The sequence below is a fragment of the Streptomyces roseochromogenus subsp. oscitans DS 12.976 genome (assembly GCF_000497445.1).
GTDB classification, from domain to species: Bacteria; Actinomycetota; Actinomycetes; order Streptomycetales; family Streptomycetaceae; genus Streptomyces; species Streptomyces oscitans.
This window is the reverse complement of the sequence record NZ_CM002285.1, coordinates 9,400,075-9,416,481: the sequence shown is the minus strand read 5'-3', so window position 1 is coordinate 9,416,481 and position 16,407 is coordinate 9,400,075. Positions and strand designations below refer to the sequence as shown.

At 67.0% G+C, this 16,407-nt stretch carries 16 protein-coding genes and 2 pseudogenes; 6 read left to right on the top strand and 12 right to left on the bottom strand.

Annotated elements, in window-relative coordinates; genetic code table 11:
* Positions 1 to 3: 3 nt before the first annotated feature.
* A complete protein-coding gene (locus M878_RS90360) occupies positions 4 to 1,596 on the bottom strand; it encodes an HAL/PAL/TAL family ammonia-lyase (RefSeq protein WP_023553666.1) in 1,593 nt (530 codons plus the stop codon).
* A 349-nt stretch (positions 1,597 to 1,945) separates the two neighbouring features.
* On the opposite strand from M878_RS90360, the gene M878_RS50360 reads away from it, so the two are divergent.
* Genes M878_RS50360 through M878_RS90350 form a run of 3 tightly spaced genes read left to right on the top strand, consistent with a single transcriptional unit; the run spans position 1,946 to position 4,490 of the window.
* The gene (locus M878_RS50360; RefSeq protein ID WP_245238335.1) at positions 1,946 to 2,545 is read left to right on the top strand and encodes an NADPH-dependent FMN reductase; all 600 of its coding nucleotides are present in this window, start codon (positions 1,946 to 1,948) and stop codon (positions 2,543 to 2,545) included.
* 48 nt (positions 2,546 to 2,593) lie between these two features.
* The gene (locus M878_RS90355; protein ID WP_158692869.1) at positions 2,594 to 3,001 is read left to right on the top strand and encodes a MoaF N-terminal domain-containing protein; all 408 of its coding nucleotides are present in this window, start codon (positions 2,594 to 2,596) and stop codon (positions 2,999 to 3,001) included.
* Positions 2,994 to 4,490 (top strand): AMP-binding protein, encoded by a 1,497-nt coding sequence (locus M878_RS90350; RefSeq protein ID WP_023553663.1) that lies wholly within the window; start codon positions 2,994 to 2,996, stop codon positions 4,488 to 4,490. The genes M878_RS90355 and M878_RS90350 overlap by 8 nt, the downstream gene beginning before the upstream one ends.
* Here the strand turns inward: M878_RS90350 and M878_RS90345 are convergent.
* From M878_RS90345 to M878_RS90325, 5 genes are all read right to left on the bottom strand, one after another.
* Positions 4,435 to 5,319, bottom strand: a complete 885-nt coding sequence (locus tag M878_RS90345; protein WP_023553662.1) for a LysR family transcriptional regulator — start codon at positions 5,317 to 5,319, stop codon at positions 4,435 to 4,437. The two genes, M878_RS90350 and M878_RS90345, sit on opposite strands and share 56 nt — an antisense overlap.
* A gap of 117 nt (positions 5,320 to 5,436) precedes the next feature.
* Complete coding sequence (locus tag M878_RS90340) at positions 5,437 to 6,528, bottom strand: prephenate dehydrogenase (RefSeq protein ID WP_031227308.1); 1,092 nt, start codon at positions 6,526 to 6,528, stop codon at positions 5,437 to 5,439.
* An 82-nt stretch (positions 6,529 to 6,610) separates the two neighbouring features.
* Positions 6,611 to 7,426 carry an NAD(P)-dependent oxidoreductase gene (locus M878_RS90335; RefSeq protein ID WP_023553660.1) on the bottom strand — a complete coding sequence of 272 codons (816 nt, stop codon included), beginning with the start codon at positions 7,424 to 7,426 and terminating at the stop codon, positions 6,611 to 6,613.
* A gap of 12 nt (positions 7,427 to 7,438) precedes the next feature.
* Complete coding sequence (locus M878_RS90330) at positions 7,439 to 8,719, bottom strand: acyl-CoA dehydrogenase family protein (protein ID WP_078630532.1); 1,281 nt, start codon at positions 8,717 to 8,719, stop codon at positions 7,439 to 7,441.
* Entirely contained in the window at positions 8,716 to 9,999 is a 1,284-nt protein-coding gene (locus M878_RS90325) for a multidrug effflux MFS transporter (RefSeq protein ID WP_063750635.1), read from the bottom strand. The genes M878_RS90330 and M878_RS90325 overlap by 4 nt, the downstream gene beginning before the upstream one ends.
* 141 nt (positions 10,000 to 10,140) lie before the next feature.
* On the opposite strand from M878_RS90325, the gene M878_RS90320 reads away from it, so the two are divergent.
* Positions 10,141 to 10,662 carry a MarR family winged helix-turn-helix transcriptional regulator gene (locus tag M878_RS90320; RefSeq protein ID WP_023553657.1) on the top strand — a complete coding sequence of 174 codons (522 nt, stop codon included), beginning with the start codon at positions 10,141 to 10,143 and terminating at the stop codon, positions 10,660 to 10,662.
* Between the two features lie 16 nt (positions 10,663 to 10,678).
* Here M878_RS90320 and M878_RS98025 read toward each other — a convergent pair whose 3' ends face one another.
* A complete protein-coding gene (locus M878_RS98025; RefSeq protein ID WP_023553656.1) occupies positions 10,679 to 10,822 on the bottom strand; it encodes a hypothetical protein in 144 nt (47 codons plus the stop codon).
* A gap of 339 nt (positions 10,823 to 11,161) precedes the next feature.
* Positions 11,162 to 11,946: pseudogene (locus M878_RS90315) on the bottom strand (transposase).
* A 548-nt stretch (positions 11,947 to 12,494) separates the two neighbouring features.
* Here M878_RS90315 and M878_RS90310 point away from each other — a divergent pair.
* Positions 12,495 to 12,776 carry a hypothetical protein gene (locus M878_RS90310; protein WP_023553653.1) on the top strand — a complete coding sequence of 94 codons (282 nt, stop codon included), beginning with the start codon at positions 12,495 to 12,497 and terminating at the stop codon, positions 12,774 to 12,776.
* 11 nt (positions 12,777 to 12,787) lie between these two features.
* On the opposite strand, the pseudogene M878_RS95645 reads toward M878_RS90310, so the two are convergent.
* Positions 12,788 to 12,993, bottom strand: a pseudogene (locus tag M878_RS95645) (ATP-binding cassette domain-containing protein); the annotation flags it as partial.
* 162 nt (positions 12,994 to 13,155) lie between these two features.
* Here M878_RS95645 and M878_RS98020 point away from each other — a divergent pair.
* Positions 13,156 to 13,968 carry a hypothetical protein gene (locus M878_RS98020; RefSeq protein ID WP_158692868.1) on the top strand — a complete coding sequence of 271 codons (813 nt, stop codon included), beginning with the start codon at positions 13,156 to 13,158 and terminating at the stop codon, positions 13,966 to 13,968.
* 30 nt (positions 13,969 to 13,998) lie between these two features.
* On the opposite strand, the gene M878_RS98015 is transcribed toward M878_RS98020, so the two are convergent.
* The 3 genes from M878_RS98015 to M878_RS90300 form a co-directional block, all read right to left on the bottom strand.
* On the bottom strand, positions 13,999 to 14,148 hold the full coding sequence (locus M878_RS98015; RefSeq protein WP_023553651.1) for a hypothetical protein: 150 nt from the start codon (positions 14,146 to 14,148) through the stop codon (positions 13,999 to 14,001).
* 284 nt (positions 14,149 to 14,432) lie between these two features.
* The gene (locus M878_RS90305; protein ID WP_023553649.1) at positions 14,433 to 15,134 is read right to left on the bottom strand and encodes a metal-dependent hydrolase; all 702 of its coding nucleotides are present in this window, start codon (positions 15,132 to 15,134) and stop codon (positions 14,433 to 14,435) included.
* A gap of 74 nt (positions 15,135 to 15,208) precedes the next feature.
* A complete protein-coding gene (locus M878_RS90300) occupies positions 15,209 to 15,712 on the bottom strand; it encodes an LURP-one-related/scramblase family protein (RefSeq protein WP_023553648.1) in 504 nt (167 codons plus the stop codon).
* Positions 15,713 to 16,407: the final 695 nt, after the last annotated feature.

The window sequence follows — 16,407 nt, the reverse complement described above, 5'->3', positions numbered from 1 at the left end:
GAATCAGGCGGCGGCTTCGGCGGGAGCCGTGGCGGTGTCGGTGATCTGGGCGGCCCGCTCGATGGATCCGGAGGAGATCAGGGCGACGACGGCCTTGATGTCTCCGTCCATGCGCCGGTCCGCGTCCACGAACGGCGCCACCGTACGGATGAGTGCGTGCACGGCCCTGGTGCGGGGGCTCATGCCGTCGATGCCGCGCAGGTCGAGGGCCTGGCACGCGGCAAGCAGATGGATCGCGGCGACTTCGCGGGTGAGTTCGGTGATGCGACGCGCGTCACGGGCGGCGATCGGTGCCATGGACACCTTGTCCTGGTTGTGGGCCTCGGTGGAGCGGGAGAACACCGTCGCCGGACCCGAGTGTTTGAGTGCTTCCGCGGTGAGGGAGGAGCAGGCGATCTGCATGCCCTTGAAGCCGTGGTGCAGACCCTTCTCCCACGCATCGCCCTCCACACGGTGGATAAGGTTCTCGGTCAGCCCGTTGTTGAACTTGGCGTCGACCATGAGCTGAAGCTGCCGGTCCAGCAGATCCGCGACTGATGCGGTGGCCACCTTCAACGAGTCCATGGCCTGGACGACGTGCCCGGCGTAGAAGTTTCCGCCGGAGTGCACCGCGCCTGCTTCGACGTCGAACAGCGGGTTGTCGGTTGAGGCGTTGATCTCCGTCGTCATCCAGTCCTCCACCCAGGTGAGGGTGTCGCGCAGCACGCCGTTGACATGGGGGGCGCAGCGCAGTGAGTAGCGGTCCTGGATGGACCGTTTCAGCCGGCCGTGCCCGGCGCCGTCGAGGGAGTCGTTGAGGCTGACGACCTGGTCGTGGGGAAGGGAGAGCTGTGAGCCGTCCAGCAGAGCGAAGAGCAGGCCGGCGGAGGTGATCTGGCCGCGGTGGGGGCGGTTGTCGTGGATGAACGGCGCGTAGTGGCCCCGGTTGCCCAGCAGGGCTTCGGAGGCGAGCGCGGTGCACACGTCGGCGGCGTTGGCGATCCGCTGCGCGTCCCGGATGGCGAGGGAGGCGAACGCGGCGGAGAAGGACGTGCCGTTGATGAGGCCGAGGCCGTCCTTGGCCTCCGGGACGATCGCTTCCAGCCCGAGTTCGGCCAGCACATCCCCGGCGTCACGGGTCTGACCTTGGTAGGTGACCTCGCCTTCGCCGATCAGAGTGGCGGCGACGTAGCACAGGGGTACCAGGTCGCCGGAGGCGCCGACTGATCCTCGCTCCGGGACCTGGGGGAGCACGTCGTGGCGCAGCAGGTCCAGGAGGCGTTCGACGACGTCGGGCTGTACGCCGGAGTTGCCGCGGGCGAGGCAGTTTGCGCGGATGAGAAGGGTGGCACGCACGACCTCGGCCGGCGCGAGGGGTCCGGTGCCGTTGAGGTGGTAGCGGATCAGGTGCCGCTGTAGTTCCGCGGCTTTCTGCGGGGCTATCTGGTTGGTGACAGAATCCCCGAAGCCGGTGGTGACTCCGTAGATGGGCTGCCCGGTGTCGATCAGCCCCAGCTTCAGGTCCCGGGAGCGACGGGATGCCTTCAGCGCGGAATCCGCGTAGACGAGGGTGGTGCCGCCTTGGCGGGCCACGACCTCGACAGCGTCGAGAGTCAAAGATCGTCCATCGATGGTTACTTCACTCACGTCCATGCCCTTTCCGCACAACAAGTCGTTGTGATAGAGGAGATGTTGAAAGCGCATTCCCCCTCCAAGGGGCTGCGATTTCTGCGCCCTTACGGACCTTACGGACAACGTCTGCGCTCCTGCCAACAGGCGCTGGTTATCGGGGAGATAAGCAGCGCTGATCACCAAGGTCGTACCCGGGAACGTATCCTCGACCGCATTCCCTCCTTCTTCTCCTGCGCTGCAGGATGCACGGCCCGGGCACGACACTCCCTTGCACCTGCTCGAGCTGCGGGAACTTCCCTGCGGGAAGAGGGAAACCCGACGAAAGGCAGGCTTGGTGAGTGATGTGACGGTGGCCGGGATCGGCGGCTCCCTTCGGCCCGGCTCGGCCACAGAGACGGTCCTGCGCGTAGCACTGACAGAGGTTGAGCGGCTGGGAGGGCGCACTCTGTGCGTCACCGCCGGTGACCTGAACGTTCCCCTGTACGACTGGGGATCACCCCGAGGCCCCAAGGAGCGCTATCTGGTGGAGGTGATGGCCTCAGCGGATGCGCTGATCCTGGCCACGCCCACCTACCACGGAGGCATGTCAGGACTGGTGAAGAACGCCCTCGACTACGCCGAAGACCTCCGCGGCAGGCGCGCCCCGTACTTCAGCGGCAGGCCGGTGGGCCTGATCGCCTTGGCGCAGGGAGCGCAGGGCGGAGCATCAGCGCTTGCCTCGCTGCGCACGACGGTGCACGCACTGAGGGGATGGCCCACTCCCTTGGGGGTGGCCGTGGATACCTCCCGGACCCGGTTCGATCCTGACGGGCGCTGCCAGGATCCGCATATCCAGTCCCAGTTGGAGATCCTCGCCTCGCAACTGGTGGATTTCGCCTCCTGTCGCACTGTGCGCTCACTTCCCGGTGCGAACACGGAACCCGCCTGGGCGTGAATCCGATATGCCTACCCGAAGCACTTATCGAAAACAGGAGATTTAGCCGTGCCAAGTATTCCCTTGCCCCCACCGCAAGAGGACCAGATATTCGGTCCCTCGACGGGTGAACTGTCGGGGACCGTCATGGATTACGCGTACTCCTCTGGGCGCCGCTACCGGATGACGTTCGACGTTGGAACCCTCTCGTTCGACCATCTCAACGGTCCGGCCCGGGGCGTGCGTGTGGGCCCCGTCCCGTATCGTGCCCGCGCCCTGCGGGACGGCCAGTTCCTGGTGTGCTGGACCCTGAAGCAGCCTTCCCTCGTACACGTGACGCTTATCGTCGACTTCGCCCGGGGGCAGATACACGTGTCGGGGATGATGCCGCCGAACCAGTGGGAGTTCTTCGACATCGGTGAACTCCGGCGCGTCACCCACACGGACCCGGCCGGGGAAAGGGCCGCGCATGCCTGACTACGGGATCGGTTCCTGGCCCTGGCGGCAGGCCCGCATACGCCCTCACAAGGTGGCCTTCACCCAGCCCGGCCACGCCCTCAGCTACGTCCGTCTGGCCGAACGCGTCGAGCGGCTGGCTGCTGCTCTGCTCGCGCGCCGGATCCGGCGTGGCCACCGCGTGGCCTACCTCGGCTTCAACGACATCGCCGCGTTGGAGGTGTTCTTCGCCGCCGCCCGCATCGGAGCGATCTTCGTCCCCCTCAACACCCGACTGACTGGCTCTGAACTGTCCGTCCTGCTCCAGGACTCCACACCGTCGCTGCTGTTCCACGACAGCGGGCACCACCAGCTTGCCCAGGAGGCCAGTCACGGTCTGGTGTGGCTGGTCGGCCCGGACGAGCGGGAAGCGATGACGGCTGAGCCCTCACCGGAACTGGTGGATACGGATGTCGGCCTCGGCGACGACGCGGTCATCCTCTATACCTCCGGCACCACTGGGGTACCGAAGGGTGCCGTTCTCACCCACGGCAACCTCACCTTCAATACGATGAACCAGCTCGCCCACGTGGACGTGCTCTCCACGGACACGGCTCTCGTCGTCGCCCCGCTGTTCCACGCAGCCGGCCTGGGGCAGGTGACCCTGCCGACCCTGTTCAAGGGGGGAACCCTTGCTGTCTCACCCCGCTTCCAGGCCGCCCAGGCCCTTACGGATATCGCCGAGCGGCACATCACCTCCTTCGCCGCTGTGCCGACGATCCTGAAGATGATGTGTGACCACCCCGCCTTCCCCACTGCTGATCTGTCGTCGCTGCGGTACGTCATCTACGGCGGATCCCCCGCCTCTCAAGACGTCGCCCGCGCCTGGCAGCAGCGCGGGGTGACCCTGTTGCAGGGCTACGGCATGACCGAGGCATCCCCCGGTGTCACCCTCGCCGTCCTCGGCGACGCGGCAATGGCCAAGCCCGTCTCGCCGGGGGTACCGCACTTCTTCACCGACGTCCACCAGCGCCCCTGCGAAGCCGGCGGGGCGCCGGAGCTGCTGGTGTCCGGGCTGAACGTCTTTCGCGGCTACTGGAAACGCCCAGCCGACACAGCCGCAGCCATGGAGGGGCGCTGGCTGCGTACCGGCGACGCGGTCACCTTCGACAAGGACGGCTGGGCAACCGTGGCCGGCCGGATCAAGGACGTCATCATCTCCGGCGGGGAGAACATCTACCCCGCCGAAGTCGAAGCCCGCCTCGACGCCTTGCCCGACGTCCGGGAATCCGCTGTCGTCGGTGTCCCCGACGAGCGGTGGGGGGAGGTCGGCCTGGCCTACGTCGTCCCTGCAAGCGGCGCCGCTCCCACCGTGGAAGGGCTGCGTCAGGAACTGAGCGGGCAGCTCGCCCCCTACAAGCTGCCCCGCTACGTACGCGTAGTGGACCATCTCCCCCGCAACGCGACGGGGAAGATCATGCGGAAAGCGCTCCGTGATCGCCACCCAGATAGGCTTCCAGCGCGGTCCTGACCGCTTCCAACGCCGCCCCCGCCAGTTCCGCCGACAGGCGGGGGCCTGCGGTGAGGGTGACAGGAAAGTCCCGTACCGGATCGGGCAGCGCACCGGCCGGAACGCGCGTCAGCCCCCACAACCGGTCAGCGGATGAGAACAGCAGCCCAACCCCCAGGCCGGAGCGGGTGGCTGTCACCACATCCTCCACCCCCAGACCCTCGTACACGGTGCGCCACGGCACGTGGGCGGTCTGGAGGGTCTGTTCGGTCAGTTCCCGCAATGGTGCGGTCTTGGACGCGCACACCGCGACCGGCACGGGGCTGGCCTCGGCGAGCTGTGGACGACCGAACCAGGCACAGCTGATGGTCGCTGCCACCTTTTCCTGCGTGCCGGCCGGAGGACTCATCTTGAGAACGAGGTCGATAGTTCCTTCGGTGAGGTCGTCGGCAAGTCGGTCACCGGGGCCGGTCTGGACGGCGAGCCGGGTGAGCGGCACGTGGTTCGTCAGCCCGGCGAGCAGGCCAGGGATGACCCCGATGAGGGTGTCGCAGATGCCGAGCGCGAGACGTCGGCGGCGTTGGGCTGCGCTGAGGTGGAGGACGAGTTCGTCGTTGGTTTTGACGAGCTGTCGGGCGTAGCGGAGGAGTTCTTCCCCGATGGGGGACGGGCGCAGGAATTGCCCAGTCTCCAGGAAGACGGGTTCGCCGACGAGGGTGTCCAGGCGGCGGATGTGCTGGCTGATGGCGGGCTGGGAGATGTTGAGTGCTTCGGCGGCCCGGCGGAAGCCGCCGGTGTCGACGATGGTGACCAGAGTTCTGAGCAGGCGGATATCGAGATCGCGGCGCAATGGACAGTCCCCCGTGACTGCAACTCAATGATCGAACGAGTGATCTCATAGTGGAGCCGCGCCCGCGCCAACGTCGGTGCAACGATTACGAGTTGGGCGGGCGGGCAGGCGTCACTGTTATGCGGGTGCGGCCTGTTCGCAGCGCCACCCGCGGCGGCCCAGCTCCTTGGAAAGCCGGGCGGCGTTTCCTCGGCCGACCATGAGCTCGACAATCCCGGAGGGTGCCGCTGTGTGGTCGATGGCCATGTCCTCGATGTTGATCCCGGCATCGGAGGCGCAGGCCAGGAGGCGGGCGAGCTCGCCGGGCTGGTCGCCGACGTGCACCATCATGCTCTCGTACACGGTGTGGGGTCCTCCATGTTTGCCGGGCAGCCGTTCACGGCCGGCTTGTCCTGCGCTGAGCAGGTCGATGACGACCCGCTTGCCCACGCAGGCGTCAGATCCTGCTACCGAGGCCATCCGCAGGGCGGCGATCATTTCTTCCAGGTCGGCGGCGACGCCTTCGAGGACGTCGGCGGTGGCGCCGGCGTTCGCGGCAAGGATCTCCACCCACAAGGCCGGGTGCCCGGCGGCGATACGGGTGACGTCGCGCAGGCCCTGACCGGTCAGTTTCAGATCGGTGGTGTCGGCGTGCTGAAGGCGCGCAGCCATCAGCGCAGCCATGACGTGGGGGGCGTGGGAGACCAGAGCCACGGCACGGTCGTGTGCGGCCGGGGTCATCACCACCGGGACGGCGCCGCACAGAGCGATCACCTCGCGGACGGCGATGAGGGTGTCGGGGTGGGTTTCCTCGTCAGGGGTCATCACCCAGGGGCGGCCCTCGAACAGGTCCGCTTTGGCCGCCTGGGGGCCGGAGCGTTCGCGACCGGCCATGGGGTGACTGCCGAGGTAGGTGCCCATGTCGCAGCCGAGCGCCGACGTGGCCAGTGCCGGCTTGGTCTTGACAGAGGCGACGTCGGTGTAGGCGCGCGCGAGGTTCTGCTGCTGGCACGCGTACAGGGTCGCGGCGACGTGGTCGGGGGGTACGGCGATGACGGCCAGGTCGACAGGGTGGGAGGGCGTCTTGGTGGTGCCCGCTCCCATGTCCTGGGCAGCCTTGGCGTGGACCGGGTTGCGGTCGGCCAGGTGGACGCGTACGCCGTGTGCGGTCAGAGCCAGGGCGATGGAGGTGCCGATCAGGCCGGTTCCGATGACGGTCACTGTGCGCAGAGGACGCAGCCCGACCCCGGCCCCGTGGGGCAGGGGTCCGGCTGCGATCCCCGGCAGGGGGATGACACTGCTCACGCCCGGCTCAGCCTTTCGCGTCGAGGGGACCGGCGACGGTCCAGTGCCGGTGGCTGAACTCCTGCCGTTCGACCTCGTCGGCGACGGCGAGAGCGAGATCGGGCAGGGCGATCCCGGACGGGATGCCCTCGTCGAAGATCATGTAGTCGACGCCGGTGCGGTAGTGGCCGGTTCCCGGCCCCGGCCGGTACAGCCAGGGCGGTGACAGGAACGACCAGGCGAAGTCGGTGCGGCCCTCGAACAGATCGAGGGCCATCCGGCAGCCCTCCAGCAGCGGAACCCGCCCCCACCCGGACACGAACTCCTCCAGCTCCAGGTCGGTATGCCCCGGCGCGATGGTTCCGTTCTCCTTGCGCTTGGCGGCGTCGTGGAAGAAGCCGATCCCGGTGATCTCTGCAAGCCAGTGCAGGTGCTCAGCAGGCATGATCCCGAAGTACCAGGACGGGAACCGCTCATCGTCGAACATTTGCACGTCCGGCTTGACGTACAGGCTGGCCGCCCCGCCCACGTACAGCAGATAGCGGCCCTGGGCTTGGCGGAAGGCTTTGATGAGCCGGCGGGTGCCTTCGGCCTGCCGGTAGTAGACCTCGAGGTCGACTTCGTGCCCGCCGGAATACATCGACACCACCGCATCGTGACCGCCCAGGACCTCAGTCATACGGTCGGTGTCGAAAACGTCCGCGGCGACGTTCGTCAGGCCCTTGCGGTCCGCGTCCGGCTTCGCGCTGCGGGAGATTCCGGTGACCTGGTGTCCTCGGGTGATGAAGAGGTCGGTGAGGGCTTTGCCGCCCATCCCGGTATGGCCGATCACGGCTATCTGCATCGATACGGTTCCTTACGGTGCGGCGGGCAGGGACACGGCAAGAGCCGGGTTGACCGGGTTCGGCGGCTCGCCGCCGAGGCGGACGACACCAGCCATCTGAAGAACCGCATCCTGTGCCACGGCGTGCTGGCACATGGTGTTCACATCCCGCAGCCACCGGTCGAACGGGGAGGCGGCAGCGTAGACAGCGGTACCGCCCAGCAGGTCGTACAGGCGCTGGACGATGGTGCGGGCGGTCTGGAAGGCGTGGTAGCGGGCGAGAGCGGTGGTGACCCGCTCCGATCGAAGGTCTTCCTTGCCGGTGGTGAACCCTTCCCACTGGTCTGCGAGGGAGGTGTAGACGGAGGCACGTGCGGCGTGAAGTTCCATCTCGCAGCGGCCGATTACCTCATGCACGCGCATGTCGGACGTCCACGGTGTGCCGGTCTCCCGGTCGCGGCGCCCGCCGGCGACGTCGACGGCATAGTCGATCGCCGCGCGCGCCAGGCCCAGGGGGATGCCGGGCATCTTGCGCTGGATCGCATCCGGCGTCCGCAAAAGGATCCGGTCCTGACGGGGCAGGGACATGGTGAAGGCGTGGGACTCGGGGACGAACAGGTCCTTGACCGAGTAGTCGTGGCTTCCCGAGCCGCGCAGGCCGGTGGTGTACCAGGTGTCGTGGATCTCGAACTGGTCGGGGCGTGCGGCGAACACCCGCCACTGCTTCGGCTCGCCGGTGACCGGATCCCCGACCGGAACGCCGTTGTCGTGGACGATGCAGGAGGCCATGAGCACGTCGGCGTGGCTGATGCAGGAGGCGAACCGCCACCGGCCCGATATCCGGTAGCCGCCGTCGACCTTTTCCGCGGTGCCGGTCGGGAACAGGGCACCGGCTGTGATCAGATCGATGTCGTGGTAGATCTCCTTGACCGCGACGGGGTCGAGGTAGCCGGAGTAGATGCCGGAGTCCATGGCGATCATCGAGCACCAAGCGGCCGACGCATCACCTTGAGCAAGTATCTCCAGCAGTTCGACCTGTTCCATCGATGTCAGGTCCGGTCCGCCCCACGCCTTGGGCATGCAGGCCCGCCACACCCCCGTGTTGCCGAGGAGGTCGACGATCCGGTCGGGAAGCCGCCGCCCGTCTTCGATCTCGGCTGCTGCTTCCCGCAGAAGCGGGGCGGCCTTCCGCGCCCGGCACAGCACCTGTGCGGCCAGGTCCGGCGCCCCCTTCCACGTTTCCGGGGCGCCCTCGTCGCACTGACACTCCACGCCTTCTCCCACCAGATGCTCCTTCGATGTCTTCTCTCTCATTCGGCACCTGCACCCGCTGTCGCATGCTGCGCCGGCTCGCTGGGCTCGCCGTGGCCCTCCCGGGGACGGGCGATCCCAAGTAGTGCCACCGTGGCGAGGGCGAAGCCGACCACCATCAAAACGGCCATCGGCTTGTCGCTGTTCGTGCCGAGTGCCCCGACCAGCGGGGCGGTGATGCCGCCGAGCAGGCACTGACCGGCGCCCAGGAGAGCGGAGGCGGCGCCCCCGGTGTGGCGGCCGATCTCCTGCCCGATCGTCATCACGGACGGGATGGTGGCACCGACGGCGAACATGGACAGGAACATGAACACCAGCGAGGTGACCAGGGTGTTGCCGACCGTGACCGCGATGACCAAGTGAACGGCAGTCGCGAGCAAGCCGACGAAGATGCCCATGGTGAGGACCTTGTTGAACGCCACCCCCTTGCCGGACAGGGCGCCGAACAGCGCCCCGCCGATGAGGACACCGATCGCGGTCAGTGCGAAGGTGAGGGAGAACATCGTCTCCGACAGGCCGTAGACGTCCTGGAACACGAACGACGATCCGGAGATGTAGGCGAACAGGGCGATGTTGGCGAAGGAGAACGTCAGCACGTAGCCCGTGAAGGGCCGCTGCCCGAGCAGGTCCTTCATGCCCTTGAACGCCTGCGACACGCCGCCAGAGGCGCGGCGCGCGGGCGGCAGAGATTCCGGCAGACCGGTGGCGACCGCGACGGCCAGGACCAGGCCGAGGATCGCCAGGACGATGAACATGGTGCGCCAGGAGCCGACGGCGAGGATCCCGCCGCCGATGATCGGGGCGATGATCGGCGCCACCGCGAAGATCATGGACAGGGCGGTGAACCGCTTCGCGGCTTCCTGGCCCCGATACCAATCGCCCACCACCGCACGGGCAAGAACCATTCCGGCCGCGCCGGTCAGGCCCTCCAGGACGCGGACCGCGTTCAACAGGGCCGCGTTCGTCGCCACCGCGCACAGCAGAGAGAACACCGCGAACAGCAGCGACCCCCACGCCAGCAGCTTCTTGCGGCCCACGCCGTCACTGACCGGGCCGATCAGCAACTGGCCGACCAGCATGCCCGCCAGATACGACGTGAGCGTGGCCTGGATGCTGGACGTCGAAGCGTGCAGCCCGTCCGACATCTCCGGGAAGGCCGGCAGAAGCATGTCGGTCGACAGCGGCGTCAAAGCGGTCAGCAGCGCCAGCAGGAGGATGACCGGCCCCCCGCGTCGCGGCGCAGCCGCATGTGAGGGAGGAGAGGCAGTCAGGGGGGCTTCCATGCGTCAACTCGCCTTTCATGTACGGGAAGTGCCGTCAGGTCGGTGTCAACCCAAGGTAGTTACACTATGGTTCAGTGGTTAACAACTAGATATATACTATGGTTCAGTGATTAACAACGTGGAAAGGCTGGAGGCCCACCAGTGATCCCGTCCACCCCCGCTGACACCGTCAGCGCCTGGTGGCGTCAGGCACGCCCCGACCTCGACACCCGCTCCATGGACGTCTTCGGCCGCCTACGCCGACTGCACGTCCTCGCCGAACTCGAGGCCGGCTACCACCTCAGCGCAGCCCAACTCACCAGCAGCGAACTCGACGTCCTCATCACCCTCCGCCACGCCGACTATCCCCTCATCGCCCGCAACATCGCCGCCCTTCGCGGCTGCTCCCGCGCCGCCATGAGCAACATCCTCGCCAAGATGGAAAAACGCGGCCTGGTCACCCGCGAACCCAACCCCGCCGACCGACGCGCGGCCCTCATTCGCCTCACCGACGAAGGAGCACGACTCACCGACGAGATCTTCCCCGAGCGCCTCGCCATGGAAGCCGACCTCCTCGCACACCTCACGGAAAGCGACCGGAAGGACATCACCCAAGCACTCGACCTGCTCCTGAACGCCCTGCTACGCCGCTCACCCCTCGCTGCTGATCCCGAACCCACCTAAGAGAGCTTCGAGGCACTCAGCCGTGTGAATCGGTCTCCAGTTCGTCGGTGCGCTGTGCGTCCACGGTGACCGAGAAGAGCCGGTACTTCAGGCCGAACAGCAGCAGAACCGCAGCCGCGAACGCTTCGCCCAACTCGTCCGCGAAACCGCTACCCGCCATCGCGGCCGGCTCATCTGACGCCGCCTGCCGGTCTGTGGCACGGCAAGCCACAGACCGGCAGGCGCAGCTCTCTCCCCTGGGCACAGAGCCCAGTCACGGGCCTGTGGTGCGCGTTTCCCGTACGCATGACGGCCCATCGGGCAGAGCACCGTTTCCGTCCGCCTCACGGGCGACCGAGATCGCGCAGCCGTCCAGAGCACACACCGAGGGAAGCCGCGCGGCGGCCTGTTGCCGCGGGCCGTGACCGGCAGCACGGGGCCCGGGCCTCTGGGTTCGTCGCAGCTGCCGTGTCAGTGGCCGCGGTTAAGCTCAAGGGCTTAGAGAGTCCGGCAGTAGGCGTTACTTGAGGCGCTGGGTGGTGGGGCGGGTGTCCCAGCGGTAGAGCGGAGTCGCGCGGCGGATGAGCATACGCAGCGTGATGGTCGCGGCGGACAGGTAGAGGTAGAAGTCCACGACGCAGCTGCGCTTCTCGATGCACCGCCGCAGCTTGCCGAAACCGTTCATCCAGGCGTGACCGCGTTCGACCACCCAGCACTTGCCAGCCTGGATCGGGGCGGGCAGGCCTTTGCGGGCGATCTCGCCGGTGAAGCCGAACTCTGGCAGGGCGGCACGGGTCTTGTCGCTGTCATAGCCGCGGTCCAGATCCACGTCGACCTGCTCCTTGGCGGCTTCCAGTGTGGGCACGAGCAGCGGGGAGTCGTGGCGGTCGGCTCCGGCCGCCACCATGCCGAGCGGGACGCCGCACGCCTCGGTGGCCACCGAGCGCTTCAGCCCTTGCTTGCCCCGGTCCACCGGGGACCGGCCAGCTGCCTCGCCGCCGCAGGGGCCTTGGTAATGCAGCCGTCCACGGACAACTCGCCGAGTTCCAGGCCGATCACGCGGTCGTACACCCGCAACGCCAGCGCATACAGCTGCGGGGGCAGCCCAAGCTCCGCCCAGTACTTGACGCGACGTCGGATGGTGCGGTCGGAGCAGTCGGGACCAGCGATCCGCTCGTAGCCGGAACCGTGCACCAGGGCAGCCATGACACGCTCGAAGACGATTCGGTCGGGGATACGCGGGTTGTAGCAGCCCAGCGGGTGGGCGGTCTTGACGATCTTGGGTAGCGGAGACCACGGTCGCAGGCACGGTGACCATCCGAACGAGATGGCTCCGGACCATCGCGACGGCATTGCGGACCTCCGCGCGTTCAGCCCCGAGCTGAGTCCAGCCTATGACGAGGAGTGGGCGGGACATGCTCCAGAGCCAGCCGGGGTCAAGCATGGCCTCCACCCGCCGACGGTTAAAAGTTTTACCTAGAACCCATTGACTCGCACCGCAATGCGTGGAGGGTGGTGTCTAGACCACAACACCGAAAAGGCTGCAAAGCCGACGAGGACGTCTAATCGGCGGAGCGACTCGGACAGGATGTGGTTCAAGCCCCCGGCAAGCCGGCGCGACACCGAAGCAACGGTGACGACTGAAGCTTCAGGACACGCGCAGCACTACCGGGGACTGCTTTGCCCTCGGAGCCTTCGCAGCGCAACCTGACCGCAACGCGAAGGCTTTACCGCGCCCACTCGGAGCATTGTCAGTGCCACGAGCAACGACGGGCACATGACGATCAGGCACTGCGCGGCCGGCGGCGGCCCTCCCTGCCAGCCCTTGGTGAGACGCCCCGGGCAAAGCCCTGGTGGAGATCGACGGGGAGACCGTGCTGCGCCCCGTCCACCGTCGGCACCGCAAGACGAAGCACACCCGGCTGCTGCGGGCCACTGTCCACTACGACCTCGACCGCGAGGGCTCGCTCGACGTCAACGAGTGCCTGCACCTCCCCTACGACGGCATCCCGCCCGGCCTCCAGCCGCGCAACCTGCACCCCGGGTACCGGATCCGCGACCGGCACCCCGAGCCTCGCCAGCCCGCGCCGCGGCCCCGCCGCACGCTGCTGAAGCGCCTGCTCGGACTGCCCTGATGGCCACGTCAGCCACAGATCCGCGCCTGCCCGCCGTCGGCGGAGATCAGGGGGACAGGACGTTGACCGCCGTGGTCTTGCCCGCGCCGTTCGGCCCGAGCAGGGAGAAGATCGTGCCCCCGGGCACGCGGATGTCGATGCCGTCGAGGACGGTGTTGCCTGCGTAGGACTTGCGCAGCCCGGTGGCTGCGATCGCGAGTTCGAGGTCCGTCGTCATGCCGCAGAGCGTGCGGGCGGGGCGGTTCAGCGTGGTTTCAGCCCCGGGTGCGGTCCGCTGGGGTGCCCTCGTCCCGCTTCTGGTGCCGGGTGTCGTCCAGCGCGTGGAGATCCACAGGCATAGGCTGGCATCGGTGGGATTGTCGGAGCTGGGGATGCAACGATGCCCAGATATAAAAGCCTGCCGGCGCTCGGACGGCGAATTCTCATCTGGATCGCGGCAGCAGTCCTGGCCGGACTGGCCGCTGTCATCTCTGACAAGATCGTGGCCGGTGAGAAAAAGGTCGAAGAGTTCCTCGGCGGGAAAAGTATCCAAGCCACGCTGACAACGGCGACAGGGCCCTCACTGCGTTTGGAGGCGGATCAGGGGATGGGGTGTGCCAGTTCTGGGTGGGTATTTCCCATGAAGTCGAGTCGGGCGACGGTCCCGCCCGGGCACGGCCCGAAGCGTAACGGTCACACCTGGGACCAGGATCCCGCGGCCTTCGGCGCTGCGCCGGCCAGCCCGGTCACCCTGTATGTATATGCGACCGGAAAAGTCGATCACGCCATTGTCCTCACCGGATTGAAAATACATGTGACGAGCCGGAAACCCGCCATCAAGGGCACGATTCAAAACGTGGCGTGGGGTTGCGGTGGAGGCGGTGCATATCGATATGGAGAGATAGACCTGGACAGGAAGGCGCCGTACTGGGTTCCGAACCCCAAACTTCCGGGAGATGTCCAGGCGGATGCGCTCAAGTTTCCGTACAAGGTGACGGCGGGTGATCCGGAAATGTTCATGGTCACCGTGAACACCACGTCGTGTCTGTGCTCCTGGTACGCGGACCTGACCTGGATCGACGGTTCGGTTCAAGGGCACAGTGTGATCAAGGATTCAGGAGAAGACTTCCACACGACAGCGACTCAAGGTCTCCCGGGCTTCTCGTGGAGTGAGGGTGGAGCCCGGGCGCCCTGGACGCCCGGGGCTCCGTGATCAAGAGCGGGATCGTGGACGACTCGGGCGTCAGACCGCTCGCTGTTCGACGTCGCGCACCTCGGCGAGGATCTGATCGACCAGGGCGTGGGCCCGCATCGGGTCCGGGGCGATGTCGGCGAGGCGTCGCATGCTGTCCTCGTCGAGCAGCTGGTGGGTGGCTCCGTTCTCGTCGGTCACGGTGCTCGTGTCGATGCCGGTGGGCGGCGAGCCACACTTTGCGGTCGGCGTCGCTGTTCATGTGGTGATCGTGCCCGTGGGGCGGTGGGGTATCTGGCCTGTTCGGGTGACGGCGGTGGCTTGTCAGCAGCTGTAGCCGATCTGCACGACGTGATCGTCTTGGCGTCGTGGTCGAGGAGTACGGCGAGGGTGACGTTGTCGTGGGTCAGAGTGCGGGTGACACCGTCGTCGACACCGGAGGGCTCGTGCGTCGCTCGTACGACGACCGCTGACGGTATCCAGCCTCAGTGCAGGGGATACGGCGACAGGACGGTCAGCCAGAGCAGGGCGATCGTCCCGGCGCCCATCAGCGGCGTCAGTATCTCGGTCTCCAGCTTGTTGCCGCTGCTCTTGATCAGCACGATCTCGTACCGTGTCTTCAGCGGCCACAGCCACGGCGCGCCCTGCTTGGTGATGGAGTCCCCGAGGAGATGGGCCAGGCAGCCCAGGCCGATCGCGTAGGGCAGCCAATCCGGCGCGGAGGGAATGAACTTGGCGATGGCGGCGGTCCCCAGCGCTGCCAGCGCCACGTTGGTGCCCCAGGCATGGAAGCCGTGCCCGGGCGGGCAGAGGTTCAGTGCCCGCACCGCAAGCGCCAGCAGGAGGAAGCACATGCCGAGCGTGAACGGCCTGCCCAGATAGGCGATTCCGGCCCAGGTACCCAGGGTCGCGAAAGCGACGAAGAACAGGGAATGGGTGGCATGGCGGTGACCGCCCGAGATGAAGGCGACGAACCGGCACAGCATCCGGGAGACCGGACCGAGGAAGTTCGCGATCGTGCCGTCGTGGTGGTCCAGGTCGGGCAGCAGTGCGGCGCCCGCGCACAGCACCGTGCCCATGAGGATCTCCTGGGGCGACAGATGTGTGTGCAGCAGCACAGGTGGAAGGTAGGGAGCGGTGCCGGCGAACAGCAGGGCGCCGCTCACGGCGTGCGAATGGCCCATCATGGAAGGTGGTTCTCCCCCGATTCGGTGCCGCGTCAACGGCGCGTAGATGTCCGAGCGTCACAGATGTGCTTGGGTCAGAGGTTGGTGAGCTGCTCGCCCTCGCGGTCCTCGATGATGTGGTCCACACACACGGCGAGGATGACCAGCAGCAGCCAGTCCGGTTCGCTCATCACGTCGATGGCGTAGGCGTCACGGATGGTGAACCACCGGCGCGAGATGTGTGCCAGGGTGCCGCTGTCGTCCGCGATGTCGAACTCGCGGTCCCAGAGGTTGCCGGCGATGCGCAGCCGGCGTCCCCCGCGCAGGGTCACCTTGTAGCGGTCCCCGAATATCCGGAACTTCCGCTTGCTGATGCGGCCCACGTTCTCGCCGTCCTGCTTGATGAGGATCGTGTGGTGGAAGGTGAGCGCCTTCTTGACGATGCTCGCCATCTGCCGGCCCTCGGTGTCGACGAAGTCGAACGTGGTGCGCAGGCGCAGCAGTTTGCGATTGACCTTGAACAGCCTCTGCCGGTGTTCCGTCTCGACCCAGGCCTCCTCGTGGAAGGCCAGCATGCGGTCACGTACCAGGTAACGCATCAGAACCCCGTCATGATCCGGAGGTGGGAAGAATCGCTGTCCGTCGCGATAATAGTTGCTAAGTTGCGCAAGGTGACAACCGCATCCGCACGTACCACATGGAGGCATGAATGACCATCACACGCCGGCAGGTCCGCAAGGGCGCGCCACGACCGTCCTTCTGGCACTGCTGCTCGGCTTCGGTCTAGGGGCTGTCCGATTGGTCGAGTGAAGGGCAACAGTGGTCGTTCGGTTGTGGTGGCTACGGTGGGTGAACGGCGTTGCCGCTCTATGGGGGTCGGGGAGCAGAAGCCCCAAAGGGCCCTCGTATGCGCTCCCTGCGGCGAGAAGCGCAACTTCAACACGGCGGCTTCAACACCAAGTACCGCTTCGCCTGGAAGAAGTGCCCAGGCCACTGACCAACAGACACGCACCGGCAGGCTGAAAGCCAGGCTCTGAGAGTTTGCATCGCGGATTCCGCCAAGCGGACCCGTGCCGAGCGCCCGTGCTGCCCCTCCGCTGCTGCCTGCCGCAGTGAATACGTGATGTACCGCAACAGACCAACAGGGCGTCACAGCTCACTGGCCTGCGGACCCTTGGGGCAACGGCAGGGTTCCGCCGCATTCCGGCTGGCCCCGTGTGCGCCCCGTCCGCCCCCGTTGATGGACGGGACGCCCACGGCGTGCGGGTGCTCCGGAGATCAGAGCGGAGTGGTC

What these genes read in the sequence shown, in the direction of transcription:
- M878_RS90350 (WP_023553663.1), top strand. Translation starts at nt 2,994, where the DNA reads ATGCCTGACTACGGGATCGGTTCCTGGCCCTGGCGGCAGGCCCGCATA.
- M878_RS90335 (WP_023553660.1), bottom strand. Translation starts at nt 7,426, where the DNA reads ATGCAGATAGCCGTGATCGGCCATACCGGGATGGGCGGCAAAGCCCTC.
- M878_RS90330 (WP_078630532.1), bottom strand. Translation starts at nt 8,719, where the DNA reads ATGAGAGAGAAGACATCGAAGGAGCATCTGGTGGGAGAAGGCGTGGAG.
- M878_RS90325 (WP_063750635.1), bottom strand. Translation starts at nt 9,999, where the DNA reads ATGGAAGCCCCCCTGACTGCCTCTCCTCCCTCACATGCGGCTGCGCCG.
- M878_RS98025 (WP_023553656.1), bottom strand. Translation starts at nt 10,822, where the DNA reads ATGGCGGGTAGCGGTTTCGCGGACGAGTTGGGCGAAGCGTTCGCGGCT.
- M878_RS98020 (WP_158692868.1), top strand. Translation starts at nt 13,156, where the DNA reads ATGCCCAGATATAAAAGCCTGCCGGCGCTCGGACGGCGAATTCTCATC.
- M878_RS90305 (WP_023553649.1), bottom strand. Translation starts at nt 15,134, where the DNA reads ATGATGGGCCATTCGCACGCCGTGAGCGGCGCCCTGCTGTTCGCCGGC.
- M878_RS90300 (WP_023553648.1), bottom strand. Translation starts at nt 15,712, where the DNA reads ATGCGTTACCTGGTACGTGACCGCATGCTGGCCTTCCACGAGGAGGCC.